Source organism: Emticicia sp. MM, assembly GCF_001649495.1.
Genome location: NZ_LXHX01000036.1, coordinates 1 through 19841 on the forward strand (window position 1 = coordinate 1; position 19841 = coordinate 19841).

Here is a 19841-nt window from a genome sequence, read left to right on the forward strand (position 1 = left end):
GAATAAATCTTAATATTGAATAAATTAGTATTTAATTGCTTGTGGTCTTTGAACAACATCCCCCTTACTCTTTTCATATAGGGATTTTTTATACGAGAACAAAACTCCCCCCTATGATGGGAGCAGGGGGATGTAATAACGTAGATTTAAAATGAAACCACTATTATTCAGAATACCCAAAACCGAAACCGAATCATTTCGTGTGCAAGTTGATGATTTACCCTATTTCTATGATACACTGCATTTTCATCCTGAATGGCAAATTACGCTTATTCTTGAAGGTACTGGTACGCAGTTCGTGGGTGATAATGTTGAGCGTTTTCAACCTTATGATATTTATTTTTTAGGAAGCAATCTGCCTCATGTTTTTAGAAATGATTCTGAATATTATTCAGAAAGCCTAAGAGCACACTCTATTTCGGTTTATTTTAGAGGAGATTTATTAGGAGATAATTTCTTCGACATCCCCGAAACACAGCATTTGAGACACTTACTTACGGAAGCTTCAAGGGGAATCAGAATTAGGAATTATGAGGCAAATGCGGTGACCAATCTCGTAAAATCAATCGAAAATAAGCAAGGATTTGAAAAACTTATGATTTTCTTACAAATACTTAATGAGATTCATTTATCGGCGAACAAAGAATTTTTATCGAGTGTTTCTTATCAAAGTCCACAAAAAGAAGTTGATAATCAACGAATTAATGCAGTTTTTGAGTTTTTAATGAAAAATTTTGAGCGAGAAGTTTCTTTGGAAGAAATCTCTGAAATTGCCAACATGACACCCAATGCCTTTTGTAAATTCTTCAAACTGAGAACCCGAAAAACTTTCTCCGATTTCTTGAATGATATTCGCATTGGTCATGCTTGCCGAATGTTGCAAAGTAATGAAAAAAGTGTGTTGGAAATCTGTTTTTCAAGCGGTTTTAATAATGTCTCTAATTTTAACCGACAATTTAAAAAACGAATGAAAATGTCGCCAAGAACTTATTTAAAGCAGTTTTAGTATTTGTAGGACAAGTTTTTAACTTGTTAAATTAGCAAAAATGGATTTTTTTATCTTTCTTGATTTAACATATGAATACGAGTTTTAGGAAACCTGCTAAGCTTGACAATTATAAAATCATTGAAAGTTACTTCAACAAAAAAGGCAAGTTTGAAACTTGCCCTACAATTATTGTTTTATTTTTGGTTTAATAATTAACCTTAGTGATTGGTCATATGTAATATAATTCCAAAGCCAATTGATAAATACCATTACTTTGTTTTTTACACCTAAAATGGCCATTAAATGCACAAACATCCACACATACCAAGCAAAAGCACCTTGAAATTTCCAGAAAGGTAAATCTACCACTGCCAAATGCCTTCCAACCGTAGCCATCGAGCCTAAATCATTATATTCAAAGCCAGTTGGTTCTTCTTTTCGCATCATTTTAAAAAGGTTTTTAGCCAAAAGTTTACCTTGTTGAATAGCTGGCTGAGCAACCTGTGGATGCCCATTCGGGAATTTAGGGTCGCCACTCATTAATGCAATATCGCCTAAGGCAAAAATATCATTAAAGCCTTCCACTTGATTAAACTGATTGACTTTCAGTCTATTACCTGGTCCGTAGGCTTCTTTTGCAAAACCTTCAATTACGTTTCCTTTGATACCCGCCGCCCAAACAACATTGTTGGTTCTGATTTTTTCTCCACTTTGTGTGTAAGCATATTTTCCATCAAAATCTGTAATTCTCACACCATTTCTTACGATTACACCTAAGCGTTCGAGGTATTCTTTACTTTTTACAGAAGCCTCATCCGACATCACTTCCAAAACCTCTGCTGAAGAACCAAATAAATAAATCTTCATTTGATTAAAGTCCAATTCAGGATAATCCTTGGGCAAAATCAAACGTTTCATTTCAGCCAAAGTCCCCGAAACTTCCACTCCAGTCGGGCCAGTACCCACAACAACCATATTCATTAAGCCTTCTCTCGTATCGGCATCAGTAGCCGTAAGAGCATCTTCAAGGTTTTGTAAAACCTTGTTTCTCAGATAGATAGCCTCTGAAACAGATTTCATGGGCATAGCATTTTCGATGATATTTTGCATACCAAAGAAATTGGTATCGGCTCCAACCGCAATTACCAAATAATCGTAGCTTAATTCACCTAATTCAGTTGTCAGAATTTTTTGTTCGGTATTTACTTGAGTTACCTTCGTAATTCTGATATGGACATTCTTTTTGCGTTGAAAAATCTTTCGGAGTGGAAAAGAAATCGAACTCGGTTCGAGGCCAGCCATAGCTACCTGATAAAAAAGAGGCTGAAATTGATGGTAATTATTTTTATCAATTAAAACAATTTGTACGTCGTGTTTGGCGAGCTGTTGTGCAAGAGCTAATCCACCAAATCCCGCACCAATAATGACGATACGAGTTTGGTTTGTTTCAGGAATATTGGGAGTCATGTTTGAGGTTTGTTTTGGATAAAAATGGCGATTGAAATCGCTCTCTAATCGAACAAAGGATATATTATTTTAAAACGATTTTAATCTTGGTGTTTTTTGTATTTTTCCTCTGTTCAAATAGTTAGTAAATTTATTCACTGACTTTATCATATAAGCCTCAAATTTACATTTTTTGCTTTGTTTTCCTTAGCTTTTCTGCAATATTTCAGTCGAAATTGTTTAGGTCTTCAATCCTTTGTACCTTTGCAAACAGAACTACCAATTTTGACATTGAATTTTAGAGAAAGTTTACAAAAAGACCCAATTTTTGAAGTAATCGCCAATGCCGCAAGCGAATTAGAAATTGATGCATATGTGATTGGCGGATATGTACGAGACCTATTCCTCGACCGACCAAATAAAGATATTGATGTGGTTTGTTTGGGAAGTGGTATCGCTTTGGCTGAAAAAGTAGCCAGCAAATTAGGCGATAATGTATATGTGAGTTTTTTCAAGAATTTTGGTACTGCCCAAATTAAATCGGGCGATATAGAGATTGAGTTTGTGGGTGCAAGAAAAGAATCGTATCGTTATGATTCCCGTAAACCTTTGGTAGAGGATGGTTCATTAGAAGACGACCAAAATCGCAGAGATTTTACGATTAATGCTTTGGGTATTTCGCTTAATAAAGAAAATTTCGGGCAACTCATTGACCCATTTGGTGGGGTAGAAGATATTAAACGAAAAATTATCCGAACACCGCTCAACCCAGAAATTACTTTTTCTGATGACCCGCTCCGTATGATGCGTGCTGTGAGGTTTGCCTCTCAATTAGGATTTGATATTGATGGTCCTACTTTTGATGCAATTTCGTCTATGAAAGACCGTATCGGAATTGTTTCCCAAGAGAGAATTACCGATGAATTAAATAAGATAGTTTTATCAAAGACACCATCTTACGGTTTTAAGTTGTTGTTTTATACTGGGTTGCTTCAAATTATTTTTCCTGAATTCTGTGAGCTTCAAGGTGTTGAAACTCATGATGGGAAAGGTCATAAAGATAATTTTTATCATACTTTGCAAGTGCTTGATAATGTGGCGATTAAGTCTAGTGATTTATGGTTACGTTGGGCGGCAATCTTGCATGATATTGCTAAACCTGCTACCAAACGGTTTCATCCAAAAATAGGTTGGTCATTTCACGGACATGAAGAATTAGGAGCTAAAATGACTCCCAATATTTTCCGTAAACTCAAATTACCACTTGATGGTAAAATGAGAATGGTTAAAAAATTAGTGCGTTTGCATCTGCGTCCAATTGCCTTAGCGAAAGAAGGCATTTCTGATTCTGCATTACGCCGTTTATTGTTTGAAGCAGGTGAAGACTTAGAAGCTTTAATGATTTTGTGTAGAGCAGATATTACCTCAAAAGATTCTAATAAAGTAAGAAAATACTTAGCCAACTTCGATAAAGTTGAGGAAATGCTTGTTGAGTTGGAAGAAAAAGATAAACTTCGTAATTTTCAGCCAGTTATTACTGGTGAGATAATCATGGAAGTTTTTGATTTGAAACCTTCAAGAGAAGTGGGAACCATAAAACTTGCCCTTCGGGAGGCAGTTTTGGAAGGCATCATTCCCAATGAATTTGGACCTTCTTTTGAGTTTATTTTAAATGAAGGAGCAAAACTTAACCTTAAGCCTGTAAAAACAAAAGAAGATGTAAGATATTTAACAGAAATACCTAAACTCGAAAATAATTAACTGATATGAATGACGGAACTAAATTTAAAAGAATGTTAGGTGGTATCCTAGCTGGAATGGGACTTTTGCTATTGTTGTTTGCTTGTGTAGCTTTTATGTCAACGAATGATACAGTCATGGGTTTGGCTGTAAAAGGTGCAAGAAAAATCGCTCCAGCAGTATTAGGTATCATATTATTAGTATCTGGTGTTTCGATGGTAAATCGTACTTAAGATATTTTTCTCAAACCCTCCTCATTCGGGAGGGTTTTTTAGTATTTCTACTCCAATATTGCATTGTAAACACTGCTTTTTTGTACAAAAACTATTGTAAAGCTCAATACTCGCTTGTGAATCGAAAGCTGTTTTGATGCTTAAACCCATATTCTTCCAAATATCACAAATACTATTTTCTTCGGCGGGTAAATTTTCTAAAAAGTTGATACACCGATTCATTAATTCATGATTTCCTATCTTTTCTGCGTAAAAAGCCAACAATGGGATAGCAGAATTAATTATAATGTTATTGATAGAACTTATACCCAGACCCAATAATTTTTTATTGGAAGTCTTACCAAAGTTAAAATGTTCTTGCCAGTAAGATGATTGCTCAATTTTTAATGCATTACGTATTTCTTCAATCGAATTACTTTGAGTAAATAGTGAGAAAAAACTCTGTTGTTGCGTGACTAATTTAGCCAGTTGTGCCAATCTGATTGTGGGGAAATTTGCCGGACGTGTACGTAAAAACTTCCATTCATATGAATTCAATTGCCTTGCTTTCAAAGAGAACTTTATGGCAAAGAATTCATACTCTTGACTTAGTTTTTCAGCATATTCATCATAAATCTCAATTAAACCAGCTTGCCCAAAAAACATAGACTCAATTTGAAAGAGATTATCTCGATGTTTTTGTAGCACTTTTAGCGGAAGGTTTTGAGCGAGCCTAAGAAAAACATCAGAGTTGAGTTTGAAACCAAAGTTTCTCGCTAATAATTGGTAAGCTGTTTCTTCCCAATCTCCTTTATTATTTTCAAAAAGTTCATTTACAATGGCTGCTTTTTGTTGTAGTCGTTTGGTCAGAACCTTATCAAGCATTGCAAATTTTGATAAGTCAGACACCTTCGAATATGCTTCCTGACAAGGGATTATTGATTGATTATCAATTAAATACTGATATTTATTAATAAGTTCAAAGTCTGTAATTGACTTCAATTCTAGGGTTGGAATCAAACTACCATCTTGTCTAACAATAAGCTGGTTATTTTCCCAAACTACATGGAGAATCACATTGTTGTAGGCTTCATCTTCTTGGTGTTTATGAACTTTCCAATCTGAGGATTTTATATGAATTTCTACATTTCCGACCCATTCTATTTCATTGATTAATATTCTTGCATTAATAAAATCTGGACCAGAATTGGTATTATAGAATCCTGTTTTTAGAACAGTAATCGTATCCTTAGTTGAAGTACGTAAATCTGATTTTTCAAATTGTTGAAATTGCCATAGGTAGTGCAGAAATGCTTCGTTCATAAAAAAGTTAGTGGGATAATTTTCCAAATTGTTGGATTAGTCGAACAATTTGGAAAATTTGAGCAAAAATTACAAATACATTTGTAAATATTTTGCCATTTCTTCTTGCACTAATTGAGCTTCTTGGGCTGCAACTTTTGCAAAGTCATCTCCAGAAGAAGCATAAATAATTGCTCTTGAAGAATTAACCAGTAAACCACATTGTTTATTCATTCCATATTTTGATACCTCTTCTAAGCTTCCTCCTTGTGCCCCAATTCCCGGAACGAGTAAGAAATGTTCAGGTGCTATTTCTCTGATTTTAAGTAGTTTATCTGCTTTTGTCGCACCCACTACATACATCATTCGTTCGCTATCAGCCCATTTCTGTGAAGTTAAAATTACTTGTTGGTATAGATTTTTTATTTCAGATTCTTCACTATTGACTAATAATTGCTGAAAATCATCACCACCAGCATTAGATGTAAGAGCTAAAAGAATTACCCATTTCCCTTCAAACTCTAAGAATGGAATAACAGAGTCGCTACCCATATATGGAGCAACCGTTACCGAATCAAAATCTAATCCAGAAGAAGATTTGTCAAAAAATGTTCGAGCATAAAGACTTGAGGTATTCCCAATATCTCCACGTTTGGCGTCTGCAATCGTGAAACATTCTCTAGGAATGTATTCAATCGTTTTTTGAAGACTTTCCCAACCTTTAGCTCCCAAAGCTTCGTAGAATGCAATGTTTGGCTTGTAAGCAACGGCAAACTGAGCAGTAGCGTCTATGATTTGGCGATTAAATTCAAAAATTGGGTCTTTTTCTTTGAGGAGGTGCGAAGGTATTTTTTTGATATCGGTATCAAGACCTACACACAAATAAGAGTTTTTTTGAGTAATTTGCTCGAAAAGCTGTTGTTTTGTCATTATCTACTGATTTTTGAGCAAATTTCTATAATTTATGTGATTTAATCAGAAAAATAAAATGATTTTATTTACTAAATATTACTTTTGTAGTGAAAATATAAATACCTATATCGTACAGTAAATCCAAATATAAATTATTCTACTCAAAAATTAACCATCATAATGGAGTTTAGAAAAACAAGTATCGAAGGACTTATCGAAATATATCCTAAAATTTTTGGCGATGCCCGTGGTCATTTCTTCGAATCATATAGACACAATATTTTTGCTGAAAACGGAATTCCTTTTACATTCGTACAAGATAATCAATCATTTTCTACTGCTGGAGTTTTAAGAGGTTTACATTTCCAAAGCCAACCTTATTCTCAAGGAAAATTAGTTAGGGTTATTACTGGAAAGGTAGTTGATGTTGCAGTAGATATTCGTCCAAACTCGCCAACTTTTGGAAAATACGAACGTTTTGTTCTCGATTCAAAGTTGCAAAATATGGTATTTATTCCCGAAGGTTTTGCTCATGGCTTTGCTGCTTTAGAGGATTCGATTTTTACCTATAAATGTACAAATATTTATAATAAAGCCGCAGAAGGTGGAATTATTTGGAATGACCCTGATTTGAATATTGATTGGGGAATTACGAATCCGAACGTATCGGAGAAAGATTTAGAATTACCAACATTCAAGGAGCTTATTTCGAAAGGTTTCTAATGTTATGCTATCATAAATTATACCAAAATAGTAATTTAAGTAAATAATTACTGCAAAATCATTTATAGCAAGCGTATACTACCGCTTGCTATTTTTATTTACAGGAGTAGGTATTTGGCATGGTCTTGGGACTCATCAGCTAGTCAACACCCTAATTATTTTAGGGTGTTGATTGAAACCAAAGAAATCAATAAAACCATCCATAATGTTTAAGTCGATATTTAGAAGGGGCGATTTGAGTAAAGAAACTAATACTCAAAATAGCCACTTGAGAGTTGATATACACGCACACTTACTCCCACAATTAGATGATGGTCCTACTGATATAGAGCAGAGTATTGAGATTATCCAAGAAATGTATGATATCGGTTATCGTAAGCTTATACTAACGCCACATGTAATGTCTGGGTATTATAATAATACTACAGAAGGCATACTCAATTCTCTTCAAATTTTAAAATCTACACTTTTACAGCAAAATATTCAGATGGAGCTGGAAGCTGCCGCGGAATATTATGTTGAAGATAATTTATTTAGATTAATCGAACGCCGTGAGGCTCTTACGTTTGGCGGAAGTAGGCAATATTTGTTATTTGAGGTTTCGTTTGTTTCTAAGGTTTCTTGCATTATTGAAGCCGCCACCAAAATTAGACAAGCAGGTTACACACCTGTATTAGCTCACCCTGAAAGATACATAAGTTTACAAGATAAAAATATCATAGAACGTTTGATCCTCAATGGGATTATTTTTCAGCTAAATATAGGCTCGCTAACAGGCTATTATTCGAAACAAGCTCAGGAAATTGCAGAGTTTATCATCAGTAAAAATCTAGCAGTTTTTTGGGGTACAGATTGTCACAGTTATAATCAGTTACAAAGCATCAAACAAACTTTTAAACTAAATATTTTCCTAGAAGCAATGAAACAAAATGTATTGAATAATTCATTACTTGGTGAAAGGCTTATATCTTACGCTTAAAAAAATTATTCTTTAGGTTGATAATTATGTAGTTGCATTTTTTCACCATCAAAAACAGCATAGCTATAATGCCATATCCAATCGCCTAAGTTGAAATATTTGGCATTTGATGAAATATCCATTTCGACCACAGTATGACGGTGACCGAAAACATAAAAATCATGGTGATTTTGAGCCTCTATTCTTTTAGAATATTGCACTAAATGTTCTTTTTCCTCTCCTTTGAATTGTTCAGGTTTACGTTTCTTTTTCCAACTGTTTTTTGTCCATAAAAGTCCAAGTTTCATTCCGAGATTAGGGTGCATGATTCTGCCGAACAAAAATCTTGGTAATTTTCCTTCAAAAATTACTTTCAAAATTTTGTAACCCATGTCATCTGCACCAAGGCCATCTCCATGACCCACATAAAATGTTTTTTGATTAAAAGTAAAAACTCGGGGTTTTCGTATGGTTTGAATTTTAAGTTCAGTTTCGAAGTAATCACTCATCCACATATCTCGATTTCCTAGAAATATAATTATTTCGATACCCGAATCTGATAATTCAGCGAGTTTCCCTAAGAATCTAACCGAGCCCTTAGGGACAACATATTTATATTCATGCCAAAAGTCAAATAAATCACCAACGAGAAAAATCACTTCCGCATCGTGTCGGATGTTATCAAGCCAATCAATGATGATACGTTCTCTTTTCAGACTTTCGGAAGGTGAAGGTGCTCCTAGATGAAAATCTGAAGCAAAATATATTTTTTTTCCAGTGGGAATTATTCGATTCATTGGAAGTTTTAAAAATCAATAAAATTTCAATTTGAACACGAATCAAGCAAAATTTTATGAATATTTTAAGTAAAAAGTAAAAATTTGTTCAAATAAGACTTTTTTTCGTACTTATTGATAAATGTTTAGAAATTATCCATAGTTTTGATTTTGTAGAACTTCATCTTTCCTTATATTTACACCAAAATCTATCAGGACCATTTTATTTAAAACACTTTTTCTTATCCAATGAAACGAGTATTAATTGCCGAAGACAGCTCAGTGATTCAAAACTTAGCCAAAAAGATTTTGGAATTTCAAAACTTTGAAATTACTGCCGTGAAAAATGGCGAACAAGTGATGCAATTGCTCGATAAAGAAGATTTTGACATCTTATTGCTAGACATCAATATGCCTATTATGGATGGTATGGAATGTGTAAAGGCTATTCGTCAGCTCAGTGACTCTAAGAAATCTCAACTTCCAGTTGTGGCTATCACTGGCAATGCAAAAAACTATACAGATACTGATTTCAAAGAGGCAGGTTTTAATGATGCTTTAATGAAACCTTTGAATTTCGATAGATTAGTTGATGTTGTTAAAGGACTTACTGAGTAATTTTTTTTAGTGGTTTGCCACCTCTTACAAATAAGTAAATGATAGAATATCTTGTTAGAATTTATTTGAACATCCATTCTATCATTTACTTATCTATATATTCAAACTAAAATGCAAGTAACTTTTCTCGGAACAGGTACTTCAGGCGGTATACCGGTACTTACGTGTGGGTGTGAGGTTTGTAATTCGTTAGACTACCGTGACAAACGCCTTAGAGTATCGGTTTGGATTGAAGTTGATAATAAAAGCTTTGTAATTGATACTGGCCCCGATTTTCGCCAACAAGCCCTTAGAGAGCGAATCCCTCACATTGATGGCGTAATTTATACGCACGAGCACAAAGACCATACTGCTGGTATGGATGATATTCGACCTTATAATTATCTTCACGGGATTCAACATTTAGATATTTTCGGACATCCAAGAGTTTTAAATCAACTCAAAAGAGAATTCGCTTATGCTTTTGATGAACAAAAATACCCGGGCGTTCCTCTAATTAATGTTCATGAAATTGAAAATAAACCATTTTCAATCAAAGGTGTTGATTTTCTACCTATAGAAGTATTACATCATCGCTTACCAGTATTAGGCTATCGAGTTAATGATTTTACTTATATCACAGACGTAAACTTTATTTCTGAAGAGGAACTTGAAAAAGTTTATGGTACTAAAGTGTTAGTTTTGGGTGCTCTTCAACGCCAAAAACATATTTCGCATTTTACGTTGGAAGAAGCTATTGAAGTGGCCCAAAAAGTAAATGCTGAAACGACTTATCTTACGCACATCAGTCATAAAATGGGCTTTCATAGCATAGTTGAACAAGAGTTGCCTTCAAATATTAGACTTGCCTACGATGGTTTGAAAATAAAACTATAAATTATCTGACCGAACCAAAATGTGTTAGTAATAGTTTTTAGATTGATTTTCATGCACAAAAAAAGTGATTCAAAACGAACTCCCACCCAAATATTACCTCGAATATTTCAACTATGTTCTTGATTTTGTTCAAGAAAAGTACCGTCATATCCTCAATGAAAATGAATGGCGTTTCCTTCGGAAATACTACTGTTTGAGTGAAGATGCTCAATGTCTTTTTATTCGCTTTACGAATAGGAGAGGGCTTTTCTTTCGAATAAATAAATTGTCTTACGCCGAATTGACTGATATTCCTGCACTTTTAAATGAATTATTGGAGCGTGAGTTTATCGAAAATTTAAAGGCAAGCAAACACGAAACATTTAGCAAGGAAATTTTGGGTATTTTGAATGCTAAAGAATTAGTTTCTCAATTTACGGACTTGTCTAAAGAACAGAAAAAACTAAAAAAAGATGAACTCGTAGAGGCAATTCTCCAAACTTTCCCGTTTGAATTTATCGTTGAAAAACTTAATGCTTTAGAGCCTATCATAAAAGTTTGTTTTGAGTTTGAAACAACTTTCATGAAGTTCTTATTTTTTGGAAATCGCTATCTTGATATGACTGAGTTTGTGGTAAGAGATATGGGATTAATCCAATATGAAAGTCATGATGATGATAAACTCGTAGCTCGTTTTAATACACGTAAAGATGCCGAAGATAAATGGTTAATTACAGACCAAAATGAATTATTTAACCAGCTAAAAGAAACGGCTCCGCCACTAGAAATATACGATTGGTTTATGAATTTTGCTGAGACTACCCATGAATTGAGTGAGGTGGCCAAGCCTTCATACGAGCGATTAATAATAAAAGTGGCTACATTCTTAGAAAAAAGTAAGCTTTTAGATGAAGCTCTTCAAGTTTATCGACTTACCGAACAAGTACCTTCCCGAGAACGACAAGTTCGTACTTTACAAAAGTTAAATCATATTGATGAAGCTTTTTCGATGTGTCAACAAATGATTGAATATCCGAAAAATGCCGATGAAAAATTTTATGCAATTGATTTTTTGAATAAACTCAACACAAAAAAGAAAACTAAAAAAAGTACAACTTCTTGGTTGCATCAGGCAGAGTCTATTACCATTTCGCGTGAGTTTAGGCACCAAGTTGAAATGGGAGTAGTTGATTATTACCAACAAGAGGGTAAATTGGCGGTTTTTTCTGAGAATCATCTTTGGCGTGCTATTTTTGGATTAGTTTTTTGGGATATTGTTTTTGACCCGAGTTTGGTGGCGTTTCACCACCCATTCCAAAGACGCCCATCCGATTTATATTTACCTGATTTTTATGAAAAACGTAAAGACATTATAATCAATCACTTAGATTCGTTTAGTGATGTACAAGATTTATTGGTTTATATGGGCGAACGATATGAATCAAAAAATGGCATTGCAAACCCTTTTGTAGTTTGGATAGATGAAATTTGGTTACTTGTACGGAAAGCGGTAGAATTGATAGAATTTGAAGCATTGAAGAATATTCTTCACGAAATGTCGAAAAATTTGGTAGAAAATCTGCGTGGGTTTCCTGATTTATTTATTTGGGATAACGATAGCTATTGTTTTGTAGAAGTAAAATCACCTACCGATAATCTTTCAAATCAGCAGCTTTCATGGTTACAGTATTTTGAAAACATTGGTGTACATGCAAAGGTACTACGTGTTTATTGGAAAGAGAGTAATACAGATGTAGATATAGAGGCTATAAAATAAGAAAACGCAAAAGTGAATACTTTTACGTTTTGTGAAATACAGGTTGTTTTGGGAGTTTTCTTTTTTAAGTTTACTTTTTGGATACGAAAAACTCAATAGCAATTATTCTGTAACTTTTAATGTCTTTGATGCACTAAATGCTGGTATATAGTGTTCAGCCAATGTGATTGTTTTTTTCTCTTTTATCAATTGTACTTTTTTGGTAGCCCTCTTTTTTTGAAAAAAGGCTCCGAAGCCCTTAAAAGTAATTTTTTTTTGCTTATGAACTTCTTCTTTAATAACTTCAAATAATGAATCAATAATTAAAGTTGTTTCTTCAAAACTAATACTGGTTTTATTTGAAATTTCTCGGATTAGTTCTGCTTTGTTCATTTATTAAAGGTATCAAAATATATGCAACAAATATTTTTTTTACTTATACAAAGAAATTATTTGTCAAAATTAAGGATTGCACTATATTTGGACAAATCCAAATTTTAATAGTTTACAGAATGACCTATTTTGTAGATTAACATACGCCATTTGTACATGAAAACTAATTAAGTAACCTGCCTATTATTGTAAATAAAGAATGAAGATTAATACTTTAGTTGTAGATGATAATCCTGATTGGCAAACTATTCTCTCGAAGTTTGTCCAGATGAATCCTAACTTAGAGCTTGTGGGTGTTTGCAGTTCAGCTATGGAAGCTTATGGGAAAATGGCCGAAGTGGAAGTGGACTTACTAATTTGCGATATTGAGATGCCTGACATGACAGGTTTGGCATTAGTAAAAAGTATTCGAATTCCTCCCTTGGTAATTTTCGTAACTGCTCACCCTAATTATGCCTTAGACTGTTATGAAGTATCTCCAATTGACTTTTTATTAAAGCCAATAGATCTTGAACGTTTCATTCGAAGTATAGAAAGAGTTAAAGTAAGGATGATTCATCCGCCCGAATCTGCGAATGCTGAGCCTTATTTTTTTATCCGTGAAAATCTAAACTACGTGCAGATAGAATACCGCGAAGTGCTTTATATGAAATCCCAAGAAAACTTTTTGCAGATTGTTACAACCAGTAAATCATTTTTACCTATACTTTCTATTGCAAAAATGGAAGAACAACTCAAGGGGGATAGATTTCTTAGAGTGCATCGGTCGTATATTGTAAATCGTTCAGCTATTAATCTCATCACAAAAAGTGAGCTGATTTTAGTTGATGGAACGATTATTCCAATTGGAGAGCAATATCGTATGCAAGTAACACGGAAACATATTGAAGGAAAATTGATAAGTAGGACAAATTGATAGACTTTAGATTTTAGATGAAGAACTTTCGAGTTGTTTTCCTATTGTTGTATCTAGTTCATTTTTCTGCAAAAGCAGATGATATTCTTTACCTTAAGCAAAGACTTTCACAAAAAATTGCCGATACAACTAAGTGCCAATTATTGTATGACTTGGGGATGAAGTATGAATACCAAAATCCTGATTCTGCTATTTTTTTCGTAAACCAATCCTATTCTTTAGCAAAAAAAATTAAGAATTTGTATTATGTTGCTCAGGCGATGTATGGCCTAGGATATATTAATATATATTATGTAAAAGATGATAAAGTTGCTTTAGAATGGCTTACAAAGGGTATTGATGCCGCAAAGGCTTGTAATTCTTATTTGTATTTAGCTAGGTGCTATCAACTAACTGGAATCATTGCTGGACATCAAAATACGGGTAATCCCGGTGAATTGTATCAAAAAGCATTAGAGTACGCCAGTAAGTCGAATGATTGGAAGATACAACACGATATTAGAGCTATATTATTTAATTTTTTAGTAGGGAAGAAAGAATTTGCCAAGGGTGAGGTTTATTTAAGGGAGGCATTGGAAATATCTAGGAAAAATGATATTGACCAATGGTTTTCTGGAGTTTTAGACTACTGTGATTTACTCGAGTCTCAGAAAAGAATGAAAGAAGCGAATAGCTTCTATAAAAAACTTTCAGACGCACGACCACTCTTAAAAAAGACCAAAGGGTTATTTGTTTACATGAATGATGTTGGTCGTTTTGAGACAAAATTAAAAAGGTATAAAGAAGCTGAACAGTCTTTTAAAGAATGTCTTAGAATTGAAATTAATAAACCCAAAATAGATACCTTTCATTTATTTTTTCTTGTAAAAAATTTGCAAGGCCTATATGAGAAGAAAGGTCAGTTTAAAGAGGCTAACGAAGCCTCTAAACAACTAACTGAAATTCTTTTATGGTTGAGAGATAAAAGGCAGACACAAGATGGGAAAGTTCAATTAACCAAGTTGAAGGCTGCAATGGATTTGGAAAAGAAAGAAAGTGAAATTGCCATTTTAGAAATAGAGAAAAGACAACAGCTCATAATAATGTTGGCTATTTCTTTGATTTTAATCATTTTCATTAGTTTTGCTGTATTTCTCCAGAAAAAACGACAGGAAATTAATGCTCAAAAAGAAGCCTTAGCTGCACTAAATGCTACTAAAAATAAACTATTAGCAATCATTTCGCACGATTTACGCTCACCATTAGCAAGCCTGAAAAATTACTTGATGCTTATCAACTGGGGAGCATTAACTCAGGAAGAGTTTTCGGAATCTGTAAATAGGCTTAATATACAACTTAGTAATGTAAATAATTTACTTGATAATGTATTAAATTGGACAATCACACAAATGGACGCAATAAAACCTCAAATAGGAGCGGTTAAGTTATCGGAAATTATAGAAACTAAAATTCAGGTTTTTTATCCTCTTTTAGAGGCAAAACATATTGCTGTACATAATAGAATACCTGAAAATGCTGAGATTTTATTTGATAGTAATCATCTAAGAATTGTCATAAGAAACTTATTGCAGAATGCACTTAAGTTTACCAAAGAAAATGGGATTATAAGATTTGAATTTAGTGAAGTAGGCCACGAAGCCATTATCAAAGTTACTGATAATGGAGTAGGAATTCCTAAAGAGAAATTACTTAAACTTTTTGAATTGAACCAATCGGATTCAACATTAGGAACCGCCCGAGAACAGGGTACAGGATTAGGCTTGGTATTGGTAAAAGAATTGATTGAACGAAATAATGGTACTATCAGAGTTGAAAGTGAGCTTGATAAAGGAACTACTATAATTATTACGTGCTTTGCTGCCTAAAGTTCAATTCTTTCGGAGATTTTACAAATATCGAAAGCTACTTTCTGGATATTCATAAATTGCTCACTAATAAGAATAGCACTTTCATCTTTTTCATCATTTAAAGATGTTATTTTCAATATTTTAATATTATCATTTTCTACAAATTCACTTTTTTCAACCACTTTTATCGCTTCTTTTAATAATATTTCTGTATGTTGTGTAATTGTTGCAAGTCCAGAAATGTCTGGAAGCGTATTAAAATGTTCTCTCGAATAAAGAGCTAAAGTTGCTGCGTAAGATGAAAATAAATGATTTAGTACTGAAAATTTATGTACTTCATTGATGCTAATTTGTTTATGTTTTGGTTCGGAAAGCATTCGTTGTAGTGCTGATGCCAAATTGGCACTTCTAACGAAAACCTCTTTTCTTACTATTTTATAAGGCACACGTTTGTACTCTTCACCAAAATACATTTGTGAAACTTGATGATAGTAAGCCAAATTAGCTTCAAGCATTTCTATGAGTGTATTTTTTAGTTTTTTATGTTCCCAATGAGGTAAAAAGATATAACTTCCAACAAAGGCCAGGCCACCGCCAATTGCGGTATCATAAATTCTTTCAATGAGCAAAGCCCTGCTTCCCATACCCAGAAATTCAAATAAGATTAAAATAAACGGAGTCATGAAAACTACGCTTACAAGGTAGGTTTTACGTTGAAAACTGTATGTGCCGAGCATACAAACTAATAAAATTGCAAATAGCCAGCGATTATCGTTTACGTAATTTAGAATAATCATCCCAATCAATGCACCTGCAATTGTTCCGATGAGTCTGTCAAGGTTACGTTCTTTTGTTAGGCTATAGGCTGGTTTCATAATAACCATAATGGTCAATAGAATCCAGTTACTATGTAAAAGTTGGGTTGATTTTGCAATGATAAATCCAACAAGCATCATACCAGTCACACGTAAAGCGTGCCTAAAGTTTTCAGATTTTAGATTCAAATTATCAAAAAATGTATCTAAATCATATACTTGACTATTTGTAAAGGCATTCGTTGATAAATCATTACGAATAAGCTTTTTTTGTTGTTTAGCTCTAAAATAAGCATTGATTTTTTTAATTCTTAGTAGAATGTTTTCAATGTTTAATTCAATATTTTTCAATGCTTGAATGCCAATCCCATTGGGTAAATCGCTTGTATTTTGGAAATCTTCTTTTTCAATTTCTTCAATTTTCGACCTTAAATTATCTAGTTTTTTAGGAATCATTAAGTTCAAATGTGGCCTACTTCCATCTTTTAGCGAAGCACTTATTTCGTTGATTTGTTCCGCAAGAAGATTTAAAAAATGCTCAAAATCGGTTAGTATGCCGGTCGAATCAAATTGTTTATGAAGTTTCTGATAATTATAAAAGGTTGAAATTATTTGTTCATATAAATCAACTATATCAACGAAAATAACTAGTAGTAAACGCCCTTCTTGGGTTCTTTCCTCAACAATTTTTTGATTTTTAAAAAGTTGTTCTCTAACGGCATCAATTTTTTCGTTGACTGTAATTTGGGCATCGATTAATTTTTTATAATTGGCATCATAGTCCATACCAACTTGATAAAAACCAGCCTTTATTCGCATAAAGTTAGCAACTTCTGAAATAGCTTCGGCTAAGGTTAATCGTGCTAACCGGTAGGGCATTATTTGGTAAATTGATAAACTCAGCAGTGCATACCATATTCCACCAATTAGAATATAAAGTGAATAAAACAAAATTTCATTAAGAGAACGAATATCGTCAATACCAATAATCATTACCAATAATGCGGCAATTCCAATAGAAGCTGCTCGTAGCCCATAGATGTAAAGCATTGAGCACAAAAAACTAAGAATTATTACGAGAAGGCCAGATAGTATGATTGAACCACTACATAAACTAGTAATTAGTGAAATGACAGAAACAAGAGCAATTGTAAGAAACATTGCATTTCTTCGGTGAGTGATAGGCCCAGGAGAGTCGGCAATACTTGCACAAACAGCACCCAATGAAAAAGTAATTCCTATCTTTAAAAGACCGAATTGGGCAAGAATTAAACTTGGTAATAATACCCCAAAGGTAATACGTAGGCCATCACCGAAATAGGGGCTTAACACAAAGCCTTTGACTTCTTTAGGGATTTCCTTAGCTGATATGTTTATTTCTTTGAGTTCCATGTTTATTAATCTTCAAATCTGAACCATAGTATTCAAATTTAGTAATTACTACCGCTACCACCTCCACCAAAATCACCTTTCCCAAACTGCACTTTATTTGGTTGGTTGGGTTGTTGTAGTGCTTGATTCACTATAAATGCTTCTAAGTTTTTTAACTCATTTACACCAATTGCTTCAGAAGTTATGCCAAATTTTGCTGCTTTTAAAGAGCGTATTGCAATAATACATAGACATATTAATAAACTTCCACCAATGCATAATGCCCATTGGATTGGAATGAAAGAATTATAGAATCTAAATGTAAATATTGCGAATCCCAAAGCTGCCATGCCTACGACAAGCATCGAACGATTATGCTTAAACAAACCCCAAATAATATATAAAATGGGGATTATTGTACTGAATATACAAAATAGTGGTGCAAAAGTTATTTGTACAGATACGTCTAAGTCGTTTAAAAATGCATTTCCTTCGCGAACTATAAAATAGTTTCCGCCTAAGTAGAATGTAATAAGTGTAAGTACTTCGATAATAGTCTGACAATCTTGATAATAGTAGTTTTGGTCCTTTTTTGCCCAAAAATCATTAGTCAGGTAGAGAGCTCCTGAAACTAAGATAATTACAAATGGAATAATGGTTTTGCCGAGATTGTATTGTGTAATAGAAAAAAAACAAAGCCCTATTAGTGAAAGATAAAGTCCCAATGCTACAAGTGGGTCTGCATAACGAATTAGGGCTGGTAATAAGATAATTACAGCAATTAAGCAATAACTCCAAATAGCTATGTTGATTTCTAAAAAACCAATGATGGCTACAAAAAATGCACAAATTGTGGCATAAAGTAGTGCATTATCAACACCAGAACGATAAAAGCTATTTTTTTTGATGAAGTATTCTAAAAAAAATAGAAATACAAAAGCATAAAGTAGGCTGATTACAGAATAGGAAAACGTAGTATCAGACAATATTTCAAGTAAAAATAAAGAGATAAAGCCCAATGCAGCAGAAGCAACAATGCAAGTAAATAGAAAAAGTCCAATTTTAATAAAAACATTTGATTGATGAAATCCAATTGGCAGAGCGTCATATGCTTTTTGGTGTTGAATAGAACTAATCAAGTTTCTAGAATACCAATCATCTACAGTTTTTCTGTAGCTAATATTATCTACCCAAGTTTCGTTATAAGCTTTCATTTTTTTGTCTTACAATTCGTTTGATTTTAATTAAAAAGAAAACTACTCCCATACCAGAAAGCATAAAGTATGACATATACAAATATGGGCCTATTTCATTGGGTAATAGTTCAAAAGTTGTATAGGTAAAGGCAATATAACCATAAATTACCCCCATTAGTAAAAATAAGTAAGAGTGTATTGTTCGGGCATATTTGATACTTAAAAAGCTTAAAAGGGCAACTATTAAACCATAAATAAATTTATAGTCAAAAGTAAAGAGCCCTGCAAGTGCCGCAATAAAAGCTAAATTTCCTCCAAATAAGAAATAGGTATAACTAAAATGTTTCTTCAGTGATTTCATTATTGAGCCCCAACCAATCATAATTAGAAAGAAGCCTAAAAATAATGCAGTGATAATAATATTTTCACTATTAAAATCATTGTTTTTTAATAATCGTAGAGGAGTGATGCTAATACCAACCCACGATGCAAAAGCAGTTATACCCATGGATAAAACGCCACGATGGTCGAAAATATAAGCACATAATAAAAATAAAATTGCTGGCAAAAATGCCGCTATTCCGTAGCTTGTGCCAAATAATGTGTATTGATATTGTAAATAACCTTCAAGTGTGAGAAAGGTTAAACAACCACCAATCAGTGCGAAGTCATCAAGATTATTAGTTTCTTGGTTTTCTTGCCAAGTAAACGATTTACGATGTTTGAAAGCGTAGAAATAGCAACCCGCAGAAAGAATAGCAATGAAACCAATTAAGATATTATGTCCAATGGTATTAATATTTTCGTAAATCAAAATACCCAATCCTGAACTCAGAAACATTACCCCAAGATATAGCAATAGCCTTAGCTCCCAATAAATTGAAAAAGGTTGCATTGAATCATGATTTCTGATTTCGGAAGCTTTCTCTGTTGAGATAATAACTTTTTCAGTTAGAAAATCATATAATGGTAGTTTTGCCATGTATTAGATGCTTTTAGGATAAAAGTAGTAAATGT

18 protein-coding genes are annotated in these 19841 nt (G+C 33.3%); 10 read left to right on the forward strand and 8 right to left on the reverse strand.

The window, feature by feature from the left end; genetic code table 11:
• Positions 1-151: 151 nt before the first annotated feature.
• A complete protein-coding gene (locus tag A6M55_RS05265; protein WP_064196814.1) occupies positions 152-1006 on the forward strand; it encodes an AraC family transcriptional regulator in 855 nt (284 codons plus the stop codon).
• A gap of 168 nt (positions 1007-1174) precedes the next feature.
• On the opposite strand, the gene A6M55_RS05270 is transcribed toward A6M55_RS05265, so the two are convergent.
• Entirely contained in the window at positions 1175-2455 is a 1281-nt protein-coding gene (locus tag A6M55_RS05270; RefSeq protein ID WP_015030293.1) for an NAD(P)/FAD-dependent oxidoreductase, read from the reverse strand.
• 270 nt (positions 2456-2725) lie between these two features.
• Between A6M55_RS05270 and A6M55_RS05275 the strand changes: the two genes are divergently transcribed.
• Both A6M55_RS05275 and A6M55_RS05280 read left to right on the forward strand, forming a co-directional pair.
• The gene (locus A6M55_RS05275; protein ID WP_064196824.1) at positions 2726-4195 is read left to right on the forward strand and encodes a CCA tRNA nucleotidyltransferase; all 1470 of its coding nucleotides are present in this window, start codon (positions 2726-2728) and stop codon (positions 4193-4195) included.
• Between the two features lie 5 nt (positions 4196-4200).
• Positions 4201-4407 carry a hypothetical protein gene (locus tag A6M55_RS05280; protein ID WP_015030295.1) on the forward strand — a complete coding sequence of 69 codons (207 nt, stop codon included), beginning with the start codon at positions 4201-4203 and terminating at the stop codon, positions 4405-4407.
• 21 nt (positions 4408-4428) lie between these two features.
• On the opposite strand, the gene A6M55_RS05285 is transcribed toward A6M55_RS05280, so the two are convergent.
• Positions 4429-5709: a DUF2851 family protein gene (locus A6M55_RS05285; protein WP_064196815.1), complete on the reverse strand. Its 1281-nt coding sequence runs from the start codon at positions 5707-5709 to the stop codon at positions 4429-4431.
• A 69-nt stretch (positions 5710-5778) separates the two neighbouring features.
• Positions 5779-6618 carry an orotidine-5'-phosphate decarboxylase gene (pyrF, locus tag A6M55_RS05290; protein WP_064196816.1) on the reverse strand — a complete coding sequence of 280 codons (840 nt, stop codon included), beginning with the start codon at positions 6616-6618 and terminating at the stop codon, positions 5779-5781.
• A gap of 162 nt (positions 6619-6780) precedes the next feature.
• Here pyrF and rfbC point away from each other — a divergent pair, with 162 nt between their 5' ends.
• Positions 6781-7323, forward strand: a complete 543-nt coding sequence (rfbC, locus tag A6M55_RS05295) for a dTDP-4-dehydrorhamnose 3,5-epimerase (protein WP_064196817.1) — start codon at positions 6781-6783, stop codon at positions 7321-7323.
• 205 nt (positions 7324-7528) lie between these two features.
• Entirely contained in the window at positions 7529-8302 is a 774-nt protein-coding gene (locus A6M55_RS05300; RefSeq protein ID WP_064196818.1) for a tyrosine-protein phosphatase, read from the forward strand.
• Between the two features lie 5 nt (positions 8303-8307).
• Here the strand turns inward: A6M55_RS05300 and A6M55_RS05305 are convergent, their stop codons facing one another.
• On the reverse strand, positions 8308-9078 hold the full coding sequence (locus tag A6M55_RS05305; RefSeq protein WP_064196819.1) for a UDP-2,3-diacylglucosamine diphosphatase: 771 nt from the start codon (positions 9076-9078) through the stop codon (positions 8308-8310).
• 228 nt (positions 9079-9306) lie between these two features.
• Between A6M55_RS05305 and A6M55_RS05310 the strand changes: the two genes are divergently transcribed.
• The 3 genes from A6M55_RS05310 (at position 9307) to A6M55_RS05320 (ending at position 12307) form a co-directional block, all read left to right on the forward strand.
• The gene (locus A6M55_RS05310) at positions 9307-9675 is read left to right on the forward strand and encodes a response regulator (RefSeq protein ID WP_015030301.1); all 369 of its coding nucleotides are present in this window, start codon (positions 9307-9309) and stop codon (positions 9673-9675) included.
• 111 nt (positions 9676-9786) lie between these two features.
• Positions 9787-10551: an MBL fold metallo-hydrolase gene (locus tag A6M55_RS05315; RefSeq protein WP_015030302.1), complete on the forward strand. Its 765-nt coding sequence runs from the start codon at positions 9787-9789 to the stop codon at positions 10549-10551.
• 64 nt (positions 10552-10615) lie between these two features.
• A complete protein-coding gene (locus A6M55_RS05320) occupies positions 10616-12307 on the forward strand; it encodes a VRR-NUC domain-containing protein (protein WP_064196820.1) in 1692 nt (563 codons plus the stop codon).
• Between the two features lie 102 nt (positions 12308-12409).
• On the opposite strand, the gene A6M55_RS05325 is transcribed toward A6M55_RS05320, so the two are convergent.
• Positions 12410-12679 carry an HU family DNA-binding protein gene (locus A6M55_RS05325; RefSeq protein WP_015030304.1) on the reverse strand — a complete coding sequence of 90 codons (270 nt, stop codon included), beginning with the start codon at positions 12677-12679 and terminating at the stop codon, positions 12410-12412.
• A gap of 199 nt (positions 12680-12878) precedes the next feature.
• On the opposite strand from A6M55_RS05325, the gene A6M55_RS05330 reads away from it, so the two are divergent.
• A complete protein-coding gene (locus A6M55_RS05330) occupies positions 12879-13595 on the forward strand; it encodes a LytTR family DNA-binding domain-containing protein (protein ID WP_015030305.1) in 717 nt (238 codons plus the stop codon).
• 17 nt (positions 13596-13612) lie between these two features.
• Positions 13613-15460 (forward strand): HAMP domain-containing sensor histidine kinase, encoded by a 1848-nt coding sequence (locus tag A6M55_RS05335; RefSeq protein ID WP_064196821.1) that lies wholly within the window; start codon positions 13613-13615, stop codon positions 15458-15460.
• Here the strand turns inward: A6M55_RS05335 and A6M55_RS05340 are convergent.
• From A6M55_RS05340 to A6M55_RS05350, 3 genes are read right to left on the reverse strand one after another with little or no spacing between them, the layout of a single operon-like run.
• Positions 15457-17649 carry an FUSC family membrane protein gene (locus tag A6M55_RS05340; protein WP_015030307.1) on the reverse strand — a complete coding sequence of 731 codons (2193 nt, stop codon included), beginning with the start codon at positions 17647-17649 and terminating at the stop codon, positions 15457-15459. The genes A6M55_RS05335 and A6M55_RS05340 overlap by 4 nt on opposite strands.
• Before the next feature lie 38 nt (positions 17650-17687).
• Entirely contained in the window at positions 17688-18842 is a 1155-nt protein-coding gene (locus tag A6M55_RS05345; RefSeq protein WP_064196822.1) for a hypothetical protein, read from the reverse strand.
• On the reverse strand, positions 18829-19806 hold the full coding sequence (locus A6M55_RS05350) for a DUF2157 domain-containing protein (protein WP_064196823.1): 978 nt from the start codon (positions 19804-19806) through the stop codon (positions 18829-18831). The genes A6M55_RS05345 and A6M55_RS05350 overlap by 14 nt, the downstream gene beginning before the upstream one ends.
• Between the last annotated feature and the right edge of the window lie 35 nt (positions 19807-19841).

Bases quoted from the DNA above. Each gene is read 5' to 3' on its own strand.
- A6M55_RS05300 (WP_064196818.1), top strand. From the start codon at position 7,529: ATGTTTAAGTCGATATTTAGAAGGGGCGATTTGAGTAAAGAAACTAAT.
- A6M55_RS05285 (WP_064196815.1), bottom strand. From the start codon at position 5,709: ATGAACGAAGCATTTCTGCACTACCTATGGCAATTTCAACAATTTGAA.
- A6M55_RS05315 (WP_015030302.1), top strand. From the start codon at position 9,787: ATGCAAGTAACTTTTCTCGGAACAGGTACTTCAGGCGGTATACCGGTA.
- A6M55_RS05270 (WP_015030293.1), bottom strand. From the start codon at position 2,455: ATGACTCCCAATATTCCTGAAACAAACCAAACTCGTATCGTCATTATT.
- pyrF (WP_064196816.1), bottom strand. From the start codon at position 6,618: ATGACAAAACAACAGCTTTTCGAGCAAATTACTCAAAAAAACTCTTAT.
- A6M55_RS05330 (WP_015030305.1), top strand. From the start codon at position 12,879: ATGAAGATTAATACTTTAGTTGTAGATGATAATCCTGATTGGCAAACT.
- rfbC (WP_064196817.1), top strand. From the start codon at position 6,781: ATGGAGTTTAGAAAAACAAGTATCGAAGGACTTATCGAAATATATCCT.
- A6M55_RS05305 (WP_064196819.1), bottom strand. From the start codon at position 9,078: ATGAATCGAATAATTCCCACTGGAAAAAAAATATATTTTGCTTCAGAT.
- A6M55_RS05335 (WP_064196821.1), top strand. From the start codon at position 13,613: ATGAAGAACTTTCGAGTTGTTTTCCTATTGTTGTATCTAGTTCATTTT.
- A6M55_RS05310 (WP_015030301.1), top strand. From the start codon at position 9,307: ATGAAACGAGTATTAATTGCCGAAGACAGCTCAGTGATTCAAAACTTA.
- A6M55_RS05345 (WP_064196822.1), bottom strand. From the start codon at position 18,842: ATGAAAGCTTATAACGAAACTTGGGTAGATAATATTAGCTACAGAAAA.
- A6M55_RS05325 (WP_015030304.1), bottom strand. From the start codon at position 12,679: ATGAACAAAGCAGAACTAATCCGAGAAATTTCAAATAAAACCAGTATT.
- A6M55_RS05350 (WP_064196823.1), bottom strand. From the start codon at position 19,806: ATGGCAAAACTACCATTATATGATTTTCTAACTGAAAAAGTTATTATC.
- A6M55_RS05340 (WP_015030307.1), bottom strand. From the start codon at position 17,649: ATGGAACTCAAAGAAATAAACATATCAGCTAAGGAAATCCCTAAAGAA.
- A6M55_RS05265 (WP_064196814.1), top strand. From the start codon at position 152: ATGAAACCACTATTATTCAGAATACCCAAAACCGAAACCGAATCATTT.
- A6M55_RS05280 (WP_015030295.1), top strand. From the start codon at position 4,201: ATGAATGACGGAACTAAATTTAAAAGAATGTTAGGTGGTATCCTAGCT.